At 62.2% G+C, this 16,701-nt stretch carries 17 protein-coding genes; 9 read left to right on the top strand and 8 right to left on the bottom strand.

Annotation, left to right across the window (positions count from 1 at the left end):
- Window positions 1-40 precede the first annotated feature (40 nt).
- The 4 genes from WIR04_RS20405 (at window position 41) to WIR04_RS20390 (ending at window position 1,834) form a co-directional block, all read left to right on the top strand.
- Window positions 41-313: a hypothetical protein gene (locus WIR04_RS20405; protein ID WP_338889402.1), complete on the top strand. Its 273-nt coding sequence runs from the start codon at window positions 41-43 to the stop codon at window positions 311-313.
- A gap of 82 nt (window positions 314-395) precedes the next feature.
- Entirely contained in the window at window positions 396-650 is a 255-nt protein-coding gene (locus WIR04_RS20400; RefSeq protein WP_307766464.1) for a hypothetical protein, read from the top strand.
- A 119-nt stretch (window positions 651-769) separates the two neighbouring features.
- Window positions 770-1,012 carry a hypothetical protein gene (locus WIR04_RS20395; RefSeq protein ID WP_005323913.1) on the top strand — a complete coding sequence of 81 codons (243 nt, stop codon included), beginning with the start codon at window positions 770-772 and terminating at the stop codon, window positions 1,010-1,012.
- 165 nt (window positions 1,013-1,177) lie between these two features.
- Window positions 1,178-1,834: an OmpA family lipoprotein gene (locus tag WIR04_RS20390; RefSeq protein WP_338889398.1), complete on the top strand. Its 657-nt coding sequence runs from the start codon at window positions 1,178-1,180 to the stop codon at window positions 1,832-1,834.
- A 77-nt stretch (window positions 1,835-1,911) separates the two neighbouring features.
- On the opposite strand, the gene WIR04_RS20385 is transcribed toward WIR04_RS20390, so the two are convergent.
- Both WIR04_RS20385 and tusA read right to left on the bottom strand, forming a co-directional pair.
- Window positions 1,912-2,256 carry a RidA family protein gene (locus WIR04_RS20385; protein WP_106885435.1) on the bottom strand — a complete coding sequence of 115 codons (345 nt, stop codon included), beginning with the start codon at window positions 2,254-2,256 and terminating at the stop codon, window positions 1,912-1,914.
- A 24-nt stretch (window positions 2,257-2,280) separates the two neighbouring features.
- On the bottom strand, window positions 2,281-2,526 hold the full coding sequence (gene tusA / locus WIR04_RS20380; protein ID WP_025328794.1) for a sulfurtransferase TusA: 246 nt from the start codon (window positions 2,524-2,526) through the stop codon (window positions 2,281-2,283).
- A 281-nt stretch (window positions 2,527-2,807) separates the two neighbouring features.
- Between tusA and WIR04_RS20370 the strand changes: the two genes are divergently transcribed.
- Window positions 2,808-2,999, top strand: coding sequence for a hypothetical protein (locus WIR04_RS20370; protein ID WP_025328793.1), 192 nt, complete (start codon window positions 2,808-2,810; stop codon window positions 2,997-2,999).
- 45 nt (window positions 3,000-3,044) lie between these two features.
- Here the strand turns inward: WIR04_RS20370 and WIR04_RS20365 are convergent, their stop codons facing one another.
- The 6 genes from WIR04_RS20365 to WIR04_RS20340 all read right to left on the bottom strand — a co-directional run bounded on the left by WIR04_RS20365 (window position 3,045) and on the right by WIR04_RS20340 (window position 12,435).
- Window positions 3,045-4,301, bottom strand: a complete 1,257-nt coding sequence (locus WIR04_RS20365; RefSeq protein ID WP_338889389.1) for an ABC transporter substrate-binding protein — start codon at window positions 4,299-4,301, stop codon at window positions 3,045-3,047.
- Window positions 4,302-4,437: 136 nt separating this feature from the next.
- On the bottom strand, window positions 4,438-5,883 hold the full coding sequence (locus tag WIR04_RS20360) for an ATP-binding protein (RefSeq protein WP_307766467.1): 1,446 nt from the start codon (window positions 5,881-5,883) through the stop codon (window positions 4,438-4,440).
- Window positions 5,884-5,953: 70 nt separating this feature from the next.
- Complete coding sequence (locus WIR04_RS20355) at window positions 5,954-6,676, bottom strand: response regulator transcription factor (protein WP_338889385.1); 723 nt, start codon at window positions 6,674-6,676, stop codon at window positions 5,954-5,956.
- A gap of 284 nt (window positions 6,677-6,960) precedes the next feature.
- On the bottom strand, window positions 6,961-8,124 hold the full coding sequence (gene fadA / locus WIR04_RS20350) for an acetyl-CoA C-acyltransferase FadA (RefSeq protein WP_420883439.1): 1,164 nt from the start codon (window positions 8,122-8,124) through the stop codon (window positions 6,961-6,963).
- Between the two features lie 21 nt (window positions 8,125-8,145).
- The gene (gene fadB, locus WIR04_RS20345; protein ID WP_338889380.1) at window positions 8,146-10,293 is read right to left on the bottom strand and encodes a fatty acid oxidation complex subunit alpha FadB; all 2,148 of its coding nucleotides are present in this window, start codon (window positions 10,291-10,293) and stop codon (window positions 8,146-8,148) included.
- Window positions 10,294-10,497: 204 nt separating this feature from the next.
- Complete coding sequence (locus tag WIR04_RS20340) at window positions 10,498-12,435, bottom strand: acetoacetate--CoA ligase (protein ID WP_338889378.1); 1,938 nt, start codon at window positions 12,433-12,435, stop codon at window positions 10,498-10,500.
- Between the two features lie 197 nt (window positions 12,436-12,632).
- On the opposite strand from WIR04_RS20340, the gene pepQ reads away from it, so the two are divergent.
- The 4 genes from pepQ to hemG are packed head-to-tail and all read left to right on the top strand — an operon-like array spanning window position 12,633 to window position 16,598.
- Window positions 12,633-13,955, top strand: coding sequence for a Xaa-Pro dipeptidase (gene pepQ / locus WIR04_RS20335; protein WP_338889375.1), 1,323 nt, complete (start codon window positions 12,633-12,635; stop codon window positions 13,953-13,955).
- Window positions 13,955-14,572 carry a YigZ family protein gene (locus tag WIR04_RS20330; RefSeq protein ID WP_338889373.1) on the top strand — a complete coding sequence of 206 codons (618 nt, stop codon included), beginning with the start codon at window positions 13,955-13,957 and terminating at the stop codon, window positions 14,570-14,572. The genes pepQ and WIR04_RS20330 overlap by 1 nt, the downstream gene beginning before the upstream one ends.
- Before the next feature lie 36 nt (window positions 14,573-14,608).
- Complete coding sequence (locus WIR04_RS20325) at window positions 14,609-16,066, top strand: TrkH family potassium uptake protein (protein WP_338889371.1); 1,458 nt, start codon at window positions 14,609-14,611, stop codon at window positions 16,064-16,066.
- 7 nt (window positions 16,067-16,073) lie between these two features.
- Window positions 16,074-16,598 carry a menaquinone-dependent protoporphyrinogen IX dehydrogenase gene (hemG, locus tag WIR04_RS20320; protein WP_338889369.1) on the top strand — a complete coding sequence of 175 codons (525 nt, stop codon included), beginning with the start codon at window positions 16,074-16,076 and terminating at the stop codon, window positions 16,596-16,598.
- Window positions 16,599-16,701 lie beyond the last annotated feature (103 nt).

Here is a 16,701-nt window from a genome sequence, read left to right as displayed (position 1 = left end):
GTACCACAGACCTCAGCTCGATCAACCAGGGAGCCTCGTTATGAACTTTTCAACTCCTCACTCGGCTCGCAGCGCCTTGCTGTCAGCCTTGCTGGTCGGCTGTACCCTGTCGGTGGCCCTGCCGGCCCAGGCAACCGAACAAGCCCAGCAGCGCCGACAGGCTCGGGATCTGCGTCAGGATGTCCGTCAGGAGTCCCGCGAACAGAAGCGGGATTGCCGCCAGGAGGAGTTCCTGGGTAACGCCGACTGCCGACAGGAACACCGCCACAACAAGCAAGAGGCGCGCGACGCGGCTCGCGATATCAAATATTGATTCGAGAGCAGGGGCTCGCCGGCCCCATCTTCCATGACGGCAGCCGAACCAGGTTGCCGCATTAACTTACATTGGAGTCCTTATGACTATTTCCGTATCCCGCCTGAGCGCCGTCCTGCTGACCGCCTGCACCCTGTTCGCCGCCGTGCCGGCTCAAGCCACCAATCAGGGTGAGCAGCGCCAGGACGCCCGCGACATCCGCCAGGACGGTCGTCAGGAATCCCGTGACGCCAAGCAGGAGTGCCGTGAGGGCCTGGTCGGCAATGCCGATTGCCGTCAGGACAACCGCGACAACAAGCAAGAGAACCGCGACGAGGCTCGCGACGTCAAATATTGATCCCGACAAGCGGCCTCCCTGTCGGGTCGCCATGCCGGGCCCGTCCCGCGGTGATCTTGACCCCAGTGTATAATTCAGACATCCCAAGCCGGTGTATTTCATTTAGCCAAGGAGCCACCATGAAGAAGACCGTATTCGCGCTGCTTGCAGCCACCGCCTTGTTGGCTGCCCTGCCTGCACAGGCAACCAAACAGGCCCAGGAGCGCCGCGAGGCGCGCGATGTGCGTCAGGATACCCGTCAGGAATCCCGCGACGCCAAGCAGGAGTGCCGCGAAGGCCTGGTGGGCAATGCCGATTGCCGTCAGGAGCATCGCGACAACAAGCAGGAAGGGCGTGACGAGGCGCGTGACATCAAATATTGATGTCCGGCCTGCCCGGGCAGGCAGTACTCATGCCGTTCACGGCATGACACAGGGGGGCTTTGGCCCCCTTGTTCATATCCGCAATGCGCGCGTCACACTCTGGCGCCTCTCTGGGTTAGAATGCGCGGCCATCGGCTAGAGTCGTTCTTTTTCAGAGGTTTTTTCATGCATTTCAAGAAACTGGTTCCTGCACTTGCCCTGACCATCGCCATCACTGGCTGCACCACCAACCCCTATACCGGTGAATCCCAGACCTCCAAGGGTGCCTGGGGCGCACTGGCCGGTGCCGCCACCGGCGCTGCCGTGGGCGCGCTCTCCTCCAGCAAGGGTGATCGTAAGAAGGGCATACTGACCGGCGTGGCCGCTGGCGCCGCCCTGGGCGGCGGTATCGGTTACTACATGGACGTGCAGGAAGCCAAGCTGCGCGAGAAGCTGCAGGGCACCGGCGTCAGCGTGACCCGCAACGGCGACCAGCTGATCCTCAACATGCCGAACAACGTCACCTTCGACAGCTCCAGCGCCCAGCTCAAAGCCGCCGGTGCCAACACCCTGTCCGGCGTGGCCATGGTGGTGGCCGAGTTCGACAAGACCCGCCTGAACGTGGTCGGTCACACCGACAGCACCGGCTCCCGCGAGCTGAACATGAAGCTCTCCGCCCAGCGCGCCGATGCCGTCGCCGCCCAGTTGATAGGTCAGGGCGTGACCGGCAGCCGCATCTCCACCAGCGGTGTGGGCCCGGATCAGCCGGTTGCCACCAACAGCACCGCCGAAGGCAAGGCCCAGAACCGTCGGGTGACCATTACCCTGACCCCGACTGCCTAAGTCGCCTGGTTTGTGGTAACGAAAAGGCCCCGCCAGTGATGGCGGGGCCTTTTGCTATCTCAGGCTGGGCGGGCGACTCAGACCGCCGCGGTCAGCTGCACTTCCACCTTGTAGCCTTCGTGGGCCAGGCGGGCCTGCACGCAGGCGCGAACGGGCGCTGTACCGGCCGGTATCCAGGCGTCCCACTGGGCGTTGAAGGCGGCTATGTCGCCAATGTCCTTGAGATAGATGTTGGCCATCAGGATCTTGTCGACCCCGGAACCGTTGGCTTCCAGCAGGCGTTGCAGGCTGGTCAGCACTTCGCGGGTCTGCTGGTGAATGTCGGCCTCGTCGGTGGCGGGGACTTCCACCACGTAGAGGGTGCCGTTGTGGATGACAACATCAGACCAGCGGGCCGTGGTGCCGATTCGGGTAATCGTCATGGTGCGCTCCTGGGGAGGGGGGGCTTATTGACCCTTGCGGATCAGATAGCGATAGGGGGCCTGCTCTGTCTCGCTGGCGATCAGGGTGTGATCCATGAAGCGGCAGAAACTCGGGATGTCGCGGGTGGTGGAAGGGTCGTCGGCACTGACCAGCAGGGTCTCGCCTTCGGCCATCAGCCGCACTTTCTTGCGCACCATCATCACAGGCTCGGGGCAACGAAGCCCGATTGCGTCCAACTCGTGAGTCGCATTGCAGAATAAAGTACTCATGAATAATCAACCTTCAGCCGCACCTTCTTGCGCGCTATCGTCACGGGTTCGGGGAAACGAAGCCCGATTGCGTCCAACTCATGAGTTGCGTCGCAGAATAAAGCACTCATCAATAATCAACCTTCAACCAATTCAGCTGCCAATGATACTCAAGGCGAAAAAATAATCAAATCTCAGGGTCTTCGAGCAGCATATGTAACCAAAGTGTGATCCTGCTCTATCCAGACCTTGCCCGATGAGTAATATAAAAATTGAACCATATTCAACAAGGAGGTGTGAATATGCAGGTCTCCTACGGCAGATTGCAAGCCTACGCAGGCATGGGGTTCCTGTCGTTCGCCATGATAGTGCTGGGCAGCCCGATCGGAAACACCGGCACCTGGTTCGGGTCCATGGTGATGATAGGGCTGGGGCTCTGGATCGAGCTCAGCGACTACTACGACGAGGATGAGGACGAGAACGATCAATCCTGAATCGGATGACGATTCACCCACAAAGGCGGACGATGTCCGCCTTTGTCATTTCTGTTCCGCGCCGGAGCGGGTCGAGCGCATGGCCCGCTCCAGCTGCTGCGCCGTCTGCTCGGGATTGGCCCTGGGGTCGTTGAAGAAGCTGCTCAGCACATCCATGATCCCCTGGCGCATGTTGGTCGGCACGGCCATGCCCTCCGCCATGCTGGGCAGCAGGTTGCCGTCCCGCTCCGCCCGCTGGAAGTCATGGTAGGAGCGGATGGCGCAGCGATCGAACTTGCTCATGTCAGGCTGGGTGAGGGCTGGGATTGAGCCCTTCACCCGGTTGAACTCCTCCTGGAACCGTGGCGTCATCAGCAGGCGGGCCAGCTCGCCCTGGGCTTGCAGCTGGGCCGGATCCCGCTGCTTGAACATGGCGATGGAGTCCAGGTTGTAGCTGAAGAGGCCTTGGCTTCCCGGGCTTGGCAGGCAGTCGATGTCCTCTCCGGGTCTGTAGTTGCCGGCGCTCAGCTCCCCCTTCACCCAGTCCCCCATGATCTGCATGGCGGCGCCGCCGCTCTCCAGCAGGTTGGTGGCCTGGTGCCACTTCAGGCCGGCGTATTTTTCCGGCACATAGGCGCGCAGCTGCTGGAAGCGGGTCAGCACCCGCACCATGTCGGGGCCGGTCAGGGTGGCGCTGTCCTGCTCCAGGAAGGCCTTGCGATAGAAGGCCTTGCCCCCTTCACCGAGTGCCACCGTCTCGAACAGTACCGCCAGCTGCCAGGGCTCGTTGCCGATGGCCAGCGGGGTGACGCCCTGCGCCTTGAGCTGCTCCGCCACCGCCACGAACTGGGCCCAGTCGGTGGGGGGCGTCAGCCCCAGCCGCTCGAACAGCTTGCGGTTGAGCCACAGCCAGTTGACCCTGTGGATGCCGGTGGGCACTGCCATCAGGGCGCCGTTCTGGCTGAGGGTGTCACGGACCATGGGTGAGAGTTGCGGGTACCAGCCCAGGTGATCGGCCATGGGGCTGAGGTCGCGCAGGAAACCCAGGCTGGCCCACTCGTGCAGCTCATAGCCCTTGAGGTGCGCCGCCTCCGGCGGATTGGCCGCCAGCGCCCGGCTTTTCAGCACCGTCATGGCGCTCTTGCCGCCGCCGCCCTGCACCGCGAAGTCGTTCCACTGGTTGCCCTGCTCGGCCCATTCCGACTTGAGCACTTCCACCGCCTTGGCCTCGCCGCCGGATGTCCACCAGTGCAACACCTCCACCTGGGAGGCTGCGACGGGCAGGGAGAGCAGGGCGACAATGGCAAACGGGAACAACTTCATACTGTGACTGCCTTGATTGAAGGAGAGTGGCCGGTGCCGACCGCACGCCATCCGTGCAGCATCCCGACGCGCTGGGAGGCGCCGACGGGCAGAGACAGCAGGGCGATGACAGAGAACGACAACCACTTCATAAGCTTTACTGCCTTGGTAGGGAGAGGGTGGCCTGCAGGCCGCCCTGGGGGCGATTTTCCAGCACCAGATCGCCGCCGTGGGCGTGGGCTATGTTGCGGGCTATGCCAAGACCCAGCCCGGTTCCGGAGGAATCCGTACTGAGGCGGTAGTAGGGCTCGAAGATGCGCTCGAACTGATCCTCCGGCAGGCCGGGACCCTCGTCCATGATGAAGAGGATCAGCATCTCCTCGTCATCCATCAGGATGACGCGCACCCGGCGGCCGTACTTGATGCCGTTGTCCACCAGGTTGCCGATGCAGCGCTTGAGGGCCAGCAGCTTGCCGCGATAGGGCCACTTGCAGTGCCCCTCTATGGTGAGCAGATCCTCATGCAGGTTCATGGCCTCCGCCATCTGCTCCAGCAGGGCATTGATGTCGATGAGCTCGAGGTTCTCGTGAATGTCGGTCTCTTTCACCGTCTGCAGCGCCCCCTTCACCATCAGCTCCAGCTCGTCCAGATCCTTGTTGAACTTGGCTATCTGGGCTTCGTCGTCGAGCAGCTCGACCCGCAGCCGCAGCCGGGTGATGGGGGTCTTGAGATCGTGGGAGATGGAGCTGAACAGCCGCTCCCGATCGTCTATGAAGCGGCGGATGCGCTGCTGCATGATGTTGAAGGCGCGGGTCGCCGCCACTATCTCTGAGGCACCCTCCTCCTTGAGGGAGGGCTGGTCGATGTCCTTGCCAAGGTTGACCGCCGCCTTGGCGAGGCGGCGCAGGGGCCGGGTCTGCCAGCGCACCAGCATGAAGGTGAAGAAGCAGAGGAAGACAGTCATCAGGGCGATGAAGCGCACCTGGTTGCTCGGCATGACGGTGTCATCCAGCGTCATGTAGGGGGCTGGCAGCAGGGCCGCCAGATAGAGCCACTCACCCGGCTCTATCTCGATCTGGGTCACCAGCACCGGCGGATTGATGGGCTCCAGCGACAGGGTGTAGCGGGCCCAGGAGGAGGGCAGGTCTGCCAGCAGGGTGTCGTTGTTGAAGACGTGCAGCTCCTCGGGCCGCGAGAAGTCCACCTTGATGGCCATGGCGTCGGAGAGCTTGCGGGTCAGCACCTCCTGCACCTCCTTCAGCACCAGCGTCTTGCGCTCGCTGTCCGGGATGGCGCTGATGTGGATCTCTTCTTCATTCAGGGAGACGAAGAAGCGGCTGCCTCCCATGTTGCGCAGCTGGTCCAGGGCGATGTGGCGGTACTGCAGCGGCAGAGACTTGAAGAAGTTGACGGTGGAGGCGGCGGAGAGCGCCAGGTTGCGGGTGGTGCTGAGCATGCCCTCCAGCTCCCGTTTCTGGATCTGCTGCATCCAGATGCCGGTGAGTATGGTCTGGGAGAGCAGGATGGCGAGCAGCAACAGCAGCAGCATCCGCGACAGCAGGGAGCGGGGTACCAGTGCCTGCCAGAATCGCCGACCTCTCATGGGATCTCGTGCCTCTTGTCAGTCAGCATGCCGTCGCCAGGGCGGAGCCGCGTTGTTTGCCTTTCATCTTTCACGGGATCTCGTACACTTCCGCGATCAGCATATAGCCGCTGCCGCGTATGGTCTTGATGATGCGCGGGCTCTTGCCGTTGTCACCCAGCTTCTGGCGCAGACGGCTGATCTGCACATCGATGCCGCGCTCCATGGGCAGGCTCTCGCGGCCCCGGGTGGCATCGGAGATGGTGTCCCTGTCCAGCACCACGCCGGGCTGTTGCAGGAACATGCCGAGCAGCAGGGCGTCGCTGCCGGAGAGATCCAGCAGACTGCCGTCGTCGTGGGTCAGCTGGTGGCTCAAGGTGTCCAGGGTCCAGTCGGCGAAGCGCAGGCGGCGGCTCGGCTCTTTTTCTTTCTCCGGCTGGCGGAATTCGGCACGGCGCAGCAGCGCCTTGATGCGGGCCTGCAGCTCGCGCGGGCTGAACGGCTTGGCGATGTAGTCGTCGGCACCGAGTTCGAGGCCGATCACCCGATCCGCCTCATCGGAGGCAGCGGTCAGCATGATGATGGGCACCTGGGAGTCGCGACGGATCTGCTGGCACAGGGTAAAGCCGTCGTCGCCGGGCATCATGATATCGAGAATGATAAGGTCCGGGCTGTGCAGGGCGAGTTGCTGGCGCATCTCGTTGCCCTCGGCCGCCGTCAGTACCTGAAAACCCGCCCGGGTCAGGTATTCGTTGAGCAGCTCGCGGATCTCCTGATCGTCGTCGACGATAAGCAGTTGTTTGCTCGTTGACATATGTATGTGCATCCACCCATTTTTTTGTGCAGATTGAACCTGTCGGGGGAGCAAAAAGCAAGCAAGGCCCCCCTCTAATGTGAAGTTATGGGCAATATAGCCCCCGAATCGGCCCTGATCGGGATAACGGAATAAAAAAGGCCGACCCAAACGGGCCGGCCAACACGCAGATTCCGACGGCAGGAGCGCACCCCGTGTGGCGCGCTCCACAGACTCGACAATGGGCCGGACGGGCCGACCCCAAAATGACAATGCAGGCTCACGCTTGGTGTGAGCCGCTTAGATCACACCCGCTCGAACACAGTGGCTATGCCCTGGCCCAGGCCGATGCACATGGTGGCGACCCCCAGGGTGGCATCCTTCTCTTCCATCAGGTTGATCAGGGTGGTGGAGATACGGGCACCGGAGCAGCCGAGGGGGTGGCCCAGGGCGATGGCGCCGCCGTTCAGGTTCACCTTCTCGTCCACCAGATCCTGCAGCCCCAGATCCTTGACGCAGGGTAGGGACTGGGCGGCGAAGGCCTCGTTCAGCTCGAACAGATCGATGTCGCCCACGGTCAGACCGGCACGCTTGAGCGCCTTCTGGGTGGCCGGCACAGGGCCGTAACCCATGATGGCGGCGTCACAGCCGGCGATGGCCATGGCGCGCACCCGGGCACGGGGGGTGAGGCCCAGCGCCTTGGCGCGATCCGCGCTCATCACCAGCATGGCGGCGGCGCCGTCGGACAGGGCCGAGGAGGTGCCGGCGGTGACAGTGCCGTTGACCGGGTCGAACACAGGGCGCAGCTGGCTCAGGGTATCGACCGTGGTCTCCGGGCGGATCACCTCGTCGTAGTCGTAGAAGAAGCGGGCGCCGCTGGCGTCGTGGCCTTCCAGCCCGACGATCTCCCTGGCAAAGCGTCCTTCCACGGTCGCGGCATAGGCGCGGCGGTGGGAGCGGGCGGCAAACTCGTCCTGCTGCTGACGGCTGATGCCGTACAGCTTGCCCAGCATCTCGGCGGTCAGCCCCATCATGCCGGAGGCTTTCGCCACCGACTTGGCCATGCCGGGGTGGAAGTCCACCCCGTGGCTCATGGGCACGTGGCCCATGTGCTCGACCCCGCCGATGATGAAGATGTCCCCATCACCCACCTGAATGGCGCGGGAGGCGTCATGCAGCGCCTGCATGGAGGATCCGCACAGACGGTTGACGGTGACGGCGCCGACCTGCTTCGGAATACCGGCCAGCAGGGCGGCGTTGCGGGCTATGTTGAAGCCCTGCTCCAGGGTCTGCTGCACGCAGCCCCAGTAGATGTCCTCGATCTCGTTAGGGTCGAGGTTGGGGTTGCGCAACAGGATGGAGCTCATCAGGTGCGCGGACAGATCTTCTGCACGCACGTTGCGGAAGGCGCCGCCCTTGGACCGGCCCATGGGGGTCCGGATACAGTCGACAATGACTACGTCTTTCATGAATGGATCTCCTTTCCGCAATCAGTAGAAGGTTTGGCCCTGGGCGGCCATCTCACGCAGCTTGTCGCTGACGCGGTAGAGCGGGCCCAAGTCGGCATACTGGTCGGCCATGGCCACGTAGCGATCCAGGCCAATGGTGTCCAGATAGCGGAATACGCCGCCGCGGAAGGGAGGGAAGCCCAGGCCGTAGACCAGCGCTATGTCGGCTTCGGCCGGCGTGGCGACTATGCCCTCTTCCAGACAGAGCACCACCTCGTTGATCATCGGGATCATCATGCGGGCGATGATGGCGTCCTTGTCGAAATCCTGTTTCGGCTTGGCAATGGGGGCCAGCAGCTCGTAAGCGGCCACATCGGCTACCTTCTTCGGTTTGCCCTTCTTGTCCTGCTCGTAGGCGTAGAAGCCCTTGCCATTCTTCTGACCGAAGCGGCTCACTTCGTACATCACGTCGATGGCGGTACGGCCTTCCTTGCTCATGCGCGCCGGGAAGCCCTGCGCCATCACGTCACCGGCGTGGTGGCCGGTGTCGATGCCGACCACGTCCAGCAGATAGGCGGGGCCCATGGGCCAGCCGAACTCTTTCTCCATCACCTTGTCGACGGCGGCAAAGTCGGCGCCATCGGCGACCAGCTTGTTGAAGCCGAAGAAGTAGGGGAAGAGCACGCGGTTGACGAAGAAGCCCGGGCAGTCGTTGACCACCACCGGGGACTTGCCCATGGCGGCGGCGTAGGCCACCACGCGGTTTATGGTGTCATCGCTGGTCTGCTCGCCGCGGATGATCTCCACCAGGGGCATGCGGTGCACCGGGTTGAAGAAGTGCATGCCGCAGAAGTTCTCGGGGCGCTTCAGCCCCTTGGCCAGCAGGGAGATGGGAATGGTGGAGGTGTTGCTGGCGAGCACGGCGTCGTCACCGATAACGGCTTCCACTTCGCCCAGCACGGCGGCCTTCACTTTCGGGTTCTCGACCACGGCTTCGACCACCAGATCCACGCCCTTCACGCTGTCGTAGCTCAGGGTAGGGGTGATGGCGGAGAGCACCTGGCCCATCTTGATGCCGTCGATGCGGCCCTTCTCGAGCTGGCCGTTGAGCAGCTTGGTGGCTTCGCCCATGCCAAGTGCCAGCGCCTTCTCGTTGATATCCTTCATCACCGCCGGAATGCCCTTGCTGGCAGACTGGTAGGCGATGCCGCCCCCCATGATGCCGGCACCCAGTACGGCGGCGTGGCTGGTGGCCTTGGCAGCCTGCTTGGCCGCCTTCTTGGCCAGCGCCTTGATGTGCTGATCGTTGAGGAAGATGCCGACCAGCGCCTTGGCCACGTCGGTCTTGGCCAGCTTGATGAAACCTTGCGCCTCGACGTTGAGCGCCTCGTCGCGGCTCATGCCGGCGGCGGCCTCGACGGTTTTGACTGCGGTCATGGGCGCCGGATAGTGCTTGCCCGCCACGGCGGCAACCATGCCGGCGGCGGTGGTGAAGCTCATCATGGCTTCCAGCTTGGAGAGACGCAGCGGGGCCTTCTTGGCGGCGCGACGGCTCTGCCAGTCCAGCTTGCCCGCGATGGCGTCTTTCATCATCTGTACGGCGGCGCTCTGCAGTGCAGCGGGGGCGACCACGGCGTCGATGGCGCCTACCTTGAGGGCATCATCGGCACGGTAATCCTTGCCGGTGGTGATCCACTCGAGCGCGTTGTCGGCACCGATCAGGCGCGGCAGACGGACTGTGCCGCCAAAGCCCGGCATGATGCCGAGTTTGGTCTCGGGCAGGCCGATCTTGGCGGTGGTGTCGGCCAGACGGAAATCGGTGGAGAGTATGGTCTCGCAGCCGCCGCCCAGGGCGTGGCCCTTGATGGCGGACAGGGTCGGCACCGGCAGATCTTCGATGGCGCTGAAGATGTCGTTGGCCTTTTTCAGCCAGCCGAGCAGATCTTCTTGCGGCAGATCGAACAGTTCCAGGAATTCGGTGATGTCGGCGCCGACGATAAAGGCGTCTTTGCCGGAGGTGAGGATCAGACCTTTTAGTTCACGTTCTTGTTTTAATGCGGCGATCGCTTCGCTCAGCGAGAGCAGGGTAGCGCGATCCAGCTTGTTGACTGAACCCGGGGCATCAAACCTCAGCTCGGCAATGCCGTGTTCGAGGTAGCTGACCGACAGGGTTTCGCCTTGGTAGATCATGAGAGTGTCTCCTTGTTCCCACGCGGTGGGGGGCTTTGCTCCTTTCTCCCCAGCAGGGGGCGAGGCTCACTATTGATCCAAAAGGAGACATTTTCAACACCTATTTAAAACATTTGTTTAACAGTTATCAAGTAAAAGCTCCTCATCACAAAACGGGCAAAAGAGAGGCGCCTTGTGGCGCCTGCTCTTGATATGAGTCCTTTATCAACTGGCCAGCTCGGGCCTGTTGCGATACTGATTCAGCACCTCGGGATCGGCGAGGGCATGGGTGTTGTTGACCGGCCTGTTGTGCACCACCTCCCGCACCGCCAGCTCGACTATCTTGCCGGACTTGGTGCGGGGGATTGCATCCACCTGCAGTATGCGGGCGGGCACGTGGCGGGCGGTGCTGTGCTGCCTTACTTGCTGGCGAATGCGCTCGCGCAGGGGCTCGTCCAGTTTCAGGCCGGGCTTGAGCTTGACGAAGAGCACCACCCGCTCGTCCTGCTGCCACTGCTGGCCTATGACGATGCTCTCCTCCACCTCGTCCAGCTGCTCCACGTAGCGGTAGATTTCGCTGGTGCCGATGCGCACGCCCCCCGGGTTGAGGGTAGCATCGGATCGGCCGTAGAAGAGGATGCCGCCGGTCGGGGTCAGCTCTATCCAGTCCCCGTGGCACCAGATGTTGTCGAACCGCTCGAAGTAGGCGGCGTGGTACTTGTCGCCGTTCTCGTCGCCCCAGAAGTAGATGGGCTGGGCCGGGAAGGGCTTGGTGCAGACCAGCTCTCCCTTCTCCCCCTGTACCGGTTGGCCGGCCTCGTTGAACACCTGCACCGCGAGGCCAAGGCCGCGGCCCTGGCTCTCGCCGCGATAGACGGGGCTCAAGGGGTTGCCGATGACGAAGCAGGAGCAGATGTCGGTGCCGCCGGAGATGGAGCTCAGCTGCACATCCTGTTTGATCCCCTGATAGACATAGTCAAACCCCTCCGGCGAGAGCACAGATCCGGTGCTGCAGATAAGCCGCAGGGCTGGCAGCTGGTGGGTGGTGATGGGGGTATAACCCTGCTTGTGCAGGGCATCCAGATACTTGGCGGAGGTACCAAAGAGTGAGACCTCTTCATCCCGGGCGAGATCCCAGAGCGCGTTGCCGTCCGGGTAGAAGGGGGAGCCGTCATAGAGCACCAGGGTGGCGCCGGAGGCGAGGGCGCTCACCAGCCAGTTCCACATCATCCAGCCACAGGTGGTGAAGTAGAACACCCGTTCCCCCGGCTTGATGTCGCAGTGCAGCTGGTGCTCTTTCAGGTGCTGCAACAGGGTGCCGCCTATGCCGTGGACTATGCACTTGGGTTTGCCGGTAGTGCCGGAGGAGTAGAGGATGTAGAGCGGGTCGTTGAAGGCCATGGACTCGAAGGCGAGCTGGGCCCCGGGCTGGCTCGCCAGCACCTGATGCCAGTCGTGACCGAGCTGCAAGGGGTTGCCCAGCAGGGGGATCATCACCGTCTGCTCTATGCTGTCTAACTGGCTCACCACGCTGGCGACCTTGGCCTGAATGTCGATGGCCTTGCCGCCATAGCGGTAGCCATCCACCGCGAACAGTACCCGGGGCCGGGTCTGGCCGAAGCGCTCCACCACGCTGGCTTCACCGAAGTCGGGACTGGTGGAAGTCCAGATAGCGCCCAGGCTGGTGGCGGCCAGCATGGCGACCACTGTGTGCGGTATGTTGGGCAGGTAGGCGGCGACCACGTCGCCACGGCCTATGCCCTGGCTGCGCAGCCACTGGGCCAGTCGGGCAACCTGATCGCCGAGCTCATGCCAGCTCAGGGTCTGGCTCTCGCCCCCTTCGAGACGGGAGATGATGGCCGGGCTCTCGTCCTGGCGGCGCAACAGGTTCTCGGCGAAGTTGAGCCGGCTGTCGGGGAACCAGCGAGCACGCTGCATCTCCTGGCGGTTCTCCGCCACTATGTCGCCCAGTTCTCCCTTGACGCCGCAGTGCTGCCACACCAGCGGCCAGAAACGGGTGGTCTTCTCCACCGACCATTGATAGAGGTCGGTGTAGCTGCGCAGTTGCAGGCCGTGGAAGTGGTTGACCTCGGCCATGAACCTATGGAGGTTGGAGTGCTGCATCCTGTCCTGATCCGGTGTCCACAGACAAAGGTTTTGCATGAATCGTTCCTGACTGCTGATATCTACTGTCTACCGGCAGTGTATTGAATTGTTTTTGATTTGTTAATGGTTGGTTTTCTGTTGATAACAAACACTTTGTAACGTATGCGTTACCTCACGAAGCGGCAGCTTGACGGGTCGAGCCGCCCCGAGCTTGGTGTTATGCTGCTATCACATTCACCTCGGAGCAGGACGCCATGAGCAGCTACAGCCAACTTTTTGCCCAGCACCTCGACACCCTGCAGCAGCGCACCCGCGACATTCTGCAACAACAGGGGCTCAGCGGACTGGCCATCCACTCCGGCCAGACCCACCGCATCTTCCTCGACGATCAGGATTACCCCTTCAAGGTCAATCCTCACTTCAAGGCCTGGTTGCCGGTACTGGACAATCCTCACTGCTGGCTGCTGGTGGACGGCGTGAACAAACCGGTGCTGCTGTTCTACCGGCCGGTGGATTTCTGGCACAAGGTGGCGGACCTGCCCAATGCCTTCTGGGTCGACTTCTTCGACATCCGCTTCCTGACCAAGCCGGAGCAGGTGGCGGATCACTTGCCAGCCGACAAGCAGGAGTGGGCCTATCTGGGCGGCCATCTGGAAGTGGCCCAGCTGGTGGGATTGGGGCAGCCCAATCCGGAGGCGGTGCTCAATTACCTGCACTACCACCGTGCCTACAAGACGCCCTATGAGCTGGAGTGTCTGCGGGCGGCGAATCGACTCGGGGTGCGTGGCCACATCGCGGCCAAGGACTCCTTCATGGCGGGGGCGAGCGAGTTCGAGATCAACCTGGCCTACATGAAGGCGGTCGGGCAGGGGGCCAATGAGGCACCCTATGGCAATATCGTCGCCATCAACCGCAACGCGGCCATCCTCCATTACACCCATCTGTCGACCCAGCGTGTGCCGGATGCGGAGCGCCACTCCTTCCTGATCGATGCTGGGGCGGATTATCACGGCTATGCCTCCGACATTACCCGCACCTGGGCCTGGCGCCGGGGCGAGTTTGCCGATCTCATCGCGGCGCTGGATGTGCAGCAGCAGGAGATCATCGCGGAGATCAAACCCGGTCGCCGTTACAGCGAGCTGCATCTGCAGATGCACCACAGACTGGCGCGCTTGCTGCAGGCTACCGAGCTGGTGGACATGTCGGTTGACGAGATGATCCACACCGGTGTCACCAATGTGTTCTTCCCCCATGGCCTGGGGCACTTCCTCGGTCTGCAGGTGCACGATGCCGGTGGCTTCATGCAGGATGAGCGGGGTACCCACCTGGCGGCGCCCGAACAGTTTCCCTACCTGCGCTGCACCCGGGTGATGGAGGTGGGGCAGGTGTTCACCATAGAACCCGGCCTCTACTTCATCGACAGTCTGCTGGAGCCGCTGCGTCAGAGCGAGCAGGGCAAGCGGGTCAACTGGAACAAGGTCGAGGCGCTGCGTCCGTTCGGCGGCATCCGGATCGAGGACAACGTCGTCCTGCATGGGGACGGGGTGGAGAACCTCACCAGGCAAGCAGGGCTCTGATGGCCGCAGACTATGCCATACCGGCCGCGCCGCTGGAGCTTTGCGAGGAGATCAAGAAGAGTCGCTTCATCACCCTGATAGCCCATGCGCCGACGGTCGAGGCCGCCAAGGCCTGGATCGGCGAGGTGAAGCGGCAGCACCCGACGGCCCGGCACCATTGCTGGGCCTTCGTCGCCGGGGCTCCGCAAGACAGTCAGGTCTATGGCTTCAGCGATGACGGTGAACCCTCTGGCACTGCGGGCAAGCCCATGCTGGCCCAGCTGATGGGGGCTGGCATTGGCGAGGTCGCGGCCGTGGTGGTGCGTTACTACGGTGGCGTCCTGCTCGGAACCGGCGGTCTGGTCAAGGCCTATGGCGGCGGGGTGGGGGCTGCACTCAAACGGCTCGAGACCCGCATCAAGCGCCAGCAAACCCCTTCCCTGATCTGCTGCGACTATGGCGACATGGGGGCGGTGGAAGCTCTGATCTCGGCCCATCAGGGTCAGTTGCTGGCCGCCGATTATGGTCAGCAGGTCCGTCTTCAGGTGGCCTGGGATGCGGCCATCTGGAGTCAGGTGGATCAGGAAATGACAGATCGAACCCACGGCCGGGTATCTCTTCGCCCCTTAGATGGCTAGAATCCACCGCTCTTTTAGCCTGAAGGGGGAGCCGGAATGCAGATTCTGAGCATCATTCGTATCGTTGGTCTGCTGGTTGCGCTGTTCAGCTCGACCATGTTGCTGCCAGCGATAGTCGCTTTTGGGTATCGCGATGGTGGCGGTGCCGAGTTTGTGAACTCCTTCTTCATCGCCCTCCTGCTCGGTACCCTGCTCTGGTTCCCCAATCGCCATCAGAAGAAAGACCTCAGATCCAAGGAAGGCTTCCTCATAGTGGTGCTGTTCTGGGTGGTGCTGGGCAGCGTAGGGGCCGTCCCCTTCATCATCAGCGACGTGCCGAATATGTCGGTCTCAGAGGCCTTCTTCGAATCATTCTCCGGCTTGACGACCACAGGTGCGACAGTGCTGACCGGGCTGGACGATCTGCCCAAGGCGTTTCTGTTCTACCGCCAGCTGCTGCAATGGCTGGGGGGCATGGGGATCATAGTGCTGGCCGTGGCCGTTCTGCCGTTGCTGGGTATCGGGGGCATGCAGCTCTATCGCGCCGAGATCCCGGGGCCGGTCAAGGACAACAAGGTGACCCCGCGCATCGCAGAGACGGCCAAGGCACTCTGGTTCATCTACCTGTTGCTGACCACCCTCTGTGCCCTGGCGTACTGGATGGCGGGGATGACGCTGTTCGATGCCATCTGCCACTCCTTCTCCACCTTGTCGGTGGGAGGCTTCTCGACCCACGATGCCAGCATAGGTTTCTTCAACAGCCCGGTCATCAACCTGATCACCGTGCTGTTCCTGCTGCTGGCCAGCGTCAACTTCGCCCTGCATTTCATGGTGTTCGCCCACAAGCCCGTGCGGTTGAGCAGCTATCTGCGGGACTCCGAATTGAAGGTGTTCCTGGCCATCCAGGGCGTGCTGGTGCTGATCTGCTTCGTCTCCCTGCTGTTCCATGGTCACTACGCCACCTGGCAGGAGGCGCTCAACCACGGCCTGTTCCAGGCGGTCTCCCTTGGCACGACCACGGGTTACAGCACGACCAGCTATGCCGACTGGCCCTCCTTCCTGCCCATGTTGCTGATGTTCTCGGCCTTTATTGGCTGTTGTGCCGGCAGCACGGGGGGCGGCATCAAGGTGATGCGCTTCATGATCCTGTTCCTGCAGGGGATGCGCGAGCTCAAGCGACTGGTGCACCCACGGGCCATCTATACCCTGAAGCTGGGGCGGCGCGCGGTGCCGGAGCGGATCGTCGAGGCGGTGTGGGGTTACTTCGCCACCTACATCATCCTGTTCTTCATCTTCATGCTGTTGTTGCTGATGACAGGGTTGAACGAGGTGACAGCGTTCACTGCGGTGGCGGCCGCCTTCACCAACGTGGGGCCCGGGTTGGGTGAGGTTTCCAGCAACTTTGGCAATATCTCGGCGACGGCACAGTGGATCCTGGTGGTTGCCATGCTGTTTGGTCGATTGGAAATATTCACACTTCTGGTACTGTTTACTCCTGCATTCTGGCGTAGTTGAGGTTGGTATGGACAAGATTTTGGTGCTTTATTCTTCCCGGGACGGGCAAACGCGGAAAATTGTGGATGTCATGCTGGAGGAGATATCAGGATGCGAAGTGGTGATGCAGGATCTGCACACCCTGCCGATGTGCAATCTCAGCAAGTATGCCAAGGTATTGATCGGCGCCTCCATCCGCTATGGCAACTTCCACCCCAGCCTGCTCAGCTTTATACATGCACACCATGAACAGCTGGAAGTGGCCAACGCAGCCTTCTTCTGTGTCAACCTGACGGCGCGCAAGCCGGAGAAGCAGACACCGCAGACCAATGCCTATATGAAGAAGTTTCTGCGTCTCTCGCCGTGGAAGCCGAAGACGCTGGGGGTATTTGCCGGCGCACTGCGATATTCCCGCTACAACTGGTGGCAGACCCACATCATCCAGCTGATCATGACGATCACCGGCGGCAGTACGGATACCAGCAAGGACGTCGAATTCACCGATTGGGAAAAGGTACGCGCCTTTGCCCGGGAATTCTGGTCAAAAAGGTAGCAAATCCGCACCCCTGCTCGTTGACGCCCCCGCTTATGCGGGGCGTTTTGTTTGATAAATAGGCGCTTGAACCACCAAACTGCAAAAAGTGCCATTTTTTGCA

Origin of the sequence: Aeromonas rivipollensis, from assembly GCF_037811135.1 — a bacterium.
Taxonomy (GTDB): domain Bacteria; phylum Pseudomonadota; class Gammaproteobacteria; order Enterobacterales; family Aeromonadaceae; genus Aeromonas; species Aeromonas rivipollensis.
This window is presented reverse-complemented; position numbering and strand designations above follow the sequence as displayed.

Coding starts and splice junctions, on each gene's coding strand:
- WIR04_RS20365 (WP_338889389.1), bottom strand. CDS start 4,301: ATGAAGTTGTTCCCGTTTGCCATTGTCGCCCTGCTCTCCCTGCCCGTC.
- WIR04_RS20395 (WP_005323913.1), top strand. CDS start 770: ATGAAGAAGACCGTATTCGCGCTGCTTGCAGCCACCGCCTTGTTGGCT.
- pepQ (WP_338889375.1), top strand. CDS start 12,633: ATGAGCAGCTACAGCCAACTTTTTGCCCAGCACCTCGACACCCTGCAG.
- fadA (WP_420883439.1), bottom strand. CDS start 8,124: ATGAAAGACGTAGTCATTGTCGACTGTATCCGGACCCCCATGGGCCGG.
- tusA (WP_025328794.1), bottom strand. CDS start 2,526: ATGAGTACTTTATTCTGCAATGCGACTCACGAGTTGGACGCAATCGGG.
- WIR04_RS20390 (WP_338889398.1), top strand. CDS start 1,178: ATGCATTTCAAGAAACTGGTTCCTGCACTTGCCCTGACCATCGCCATC.
- WIR04_RS20325 (WP_338889371.1), top strand. CDS start 14,609: ATGCAGATTCTGAGCATCATTCGTATCGTTGGTCTGCTGGTTGCGCTG.
- WIR04_RS20355 (WP_338889385.1), bottom strand. CDS start 6,676: ATGTCAACGAGCAAACAACTGCTTATCGTCGACGACGATCAGGAGATC.
- WIR04_RS20370 (WP_025328793.1), top strand. CDS start 2,808: ATGCAGGTCTCCTACGGCAGATTGCAAGCCTACGCAGGCATGGGGTTC.
- fadB (WP_338889380.1), bottom strand. CDS start 10,293: ATGATCTACCAAGGCGAAACCCTGTCGGTCAGCTACCTCGAACACGGC.
- WIR04_RS20405 (WP_338889402.1), top strand. CDS start 41: ATGAACTTTTCAACTCCTCACTCGGCTCGCAGCGCCTTGCTGTCAGCC.
- WIR04_RS20385 (WP_106885435.1), bottom strand. CDS start 2,256: ATGACGATTACCCGAATCGGCACCACGGCCCGCTGGTCTGATGTTGTC.
- WIR04_RS20360 (WP_307766467.1), bottom strand. CDS start 5,883: ATGAGAGGTCGGCGATTCTGGCAGGCACTGGTACCCCGCTCCCTGCTG.
- WIR04_RS20400 (WP_307766464.1), top strand. CDS start 396: ATGACTATTTCCGTATCCCGCCTGAGCGCCGTCCTGCTGACCGCCTGC.
- WIR04_RS20330 (WP_338889373.1), top strand. CDS start 13,955: ATGGCCGCAGACTATGCCATACCGGCCGCGCCGCTGGAGCTTTGCGAG.
- WIR04_RS20340 (WP_338889378.1), bottom strand. CDS start 12,435: ATGCAAAACCTTTGTCTGTGGACACCGGATCAGGACAGGATGCAGCAC.
- hemG (WP_338889369.1), top strand. CDS start 16,074: ATGGACAAGATTTTGGTGCTTTATTCTTCCCGGGACGGGCAAACGCGG.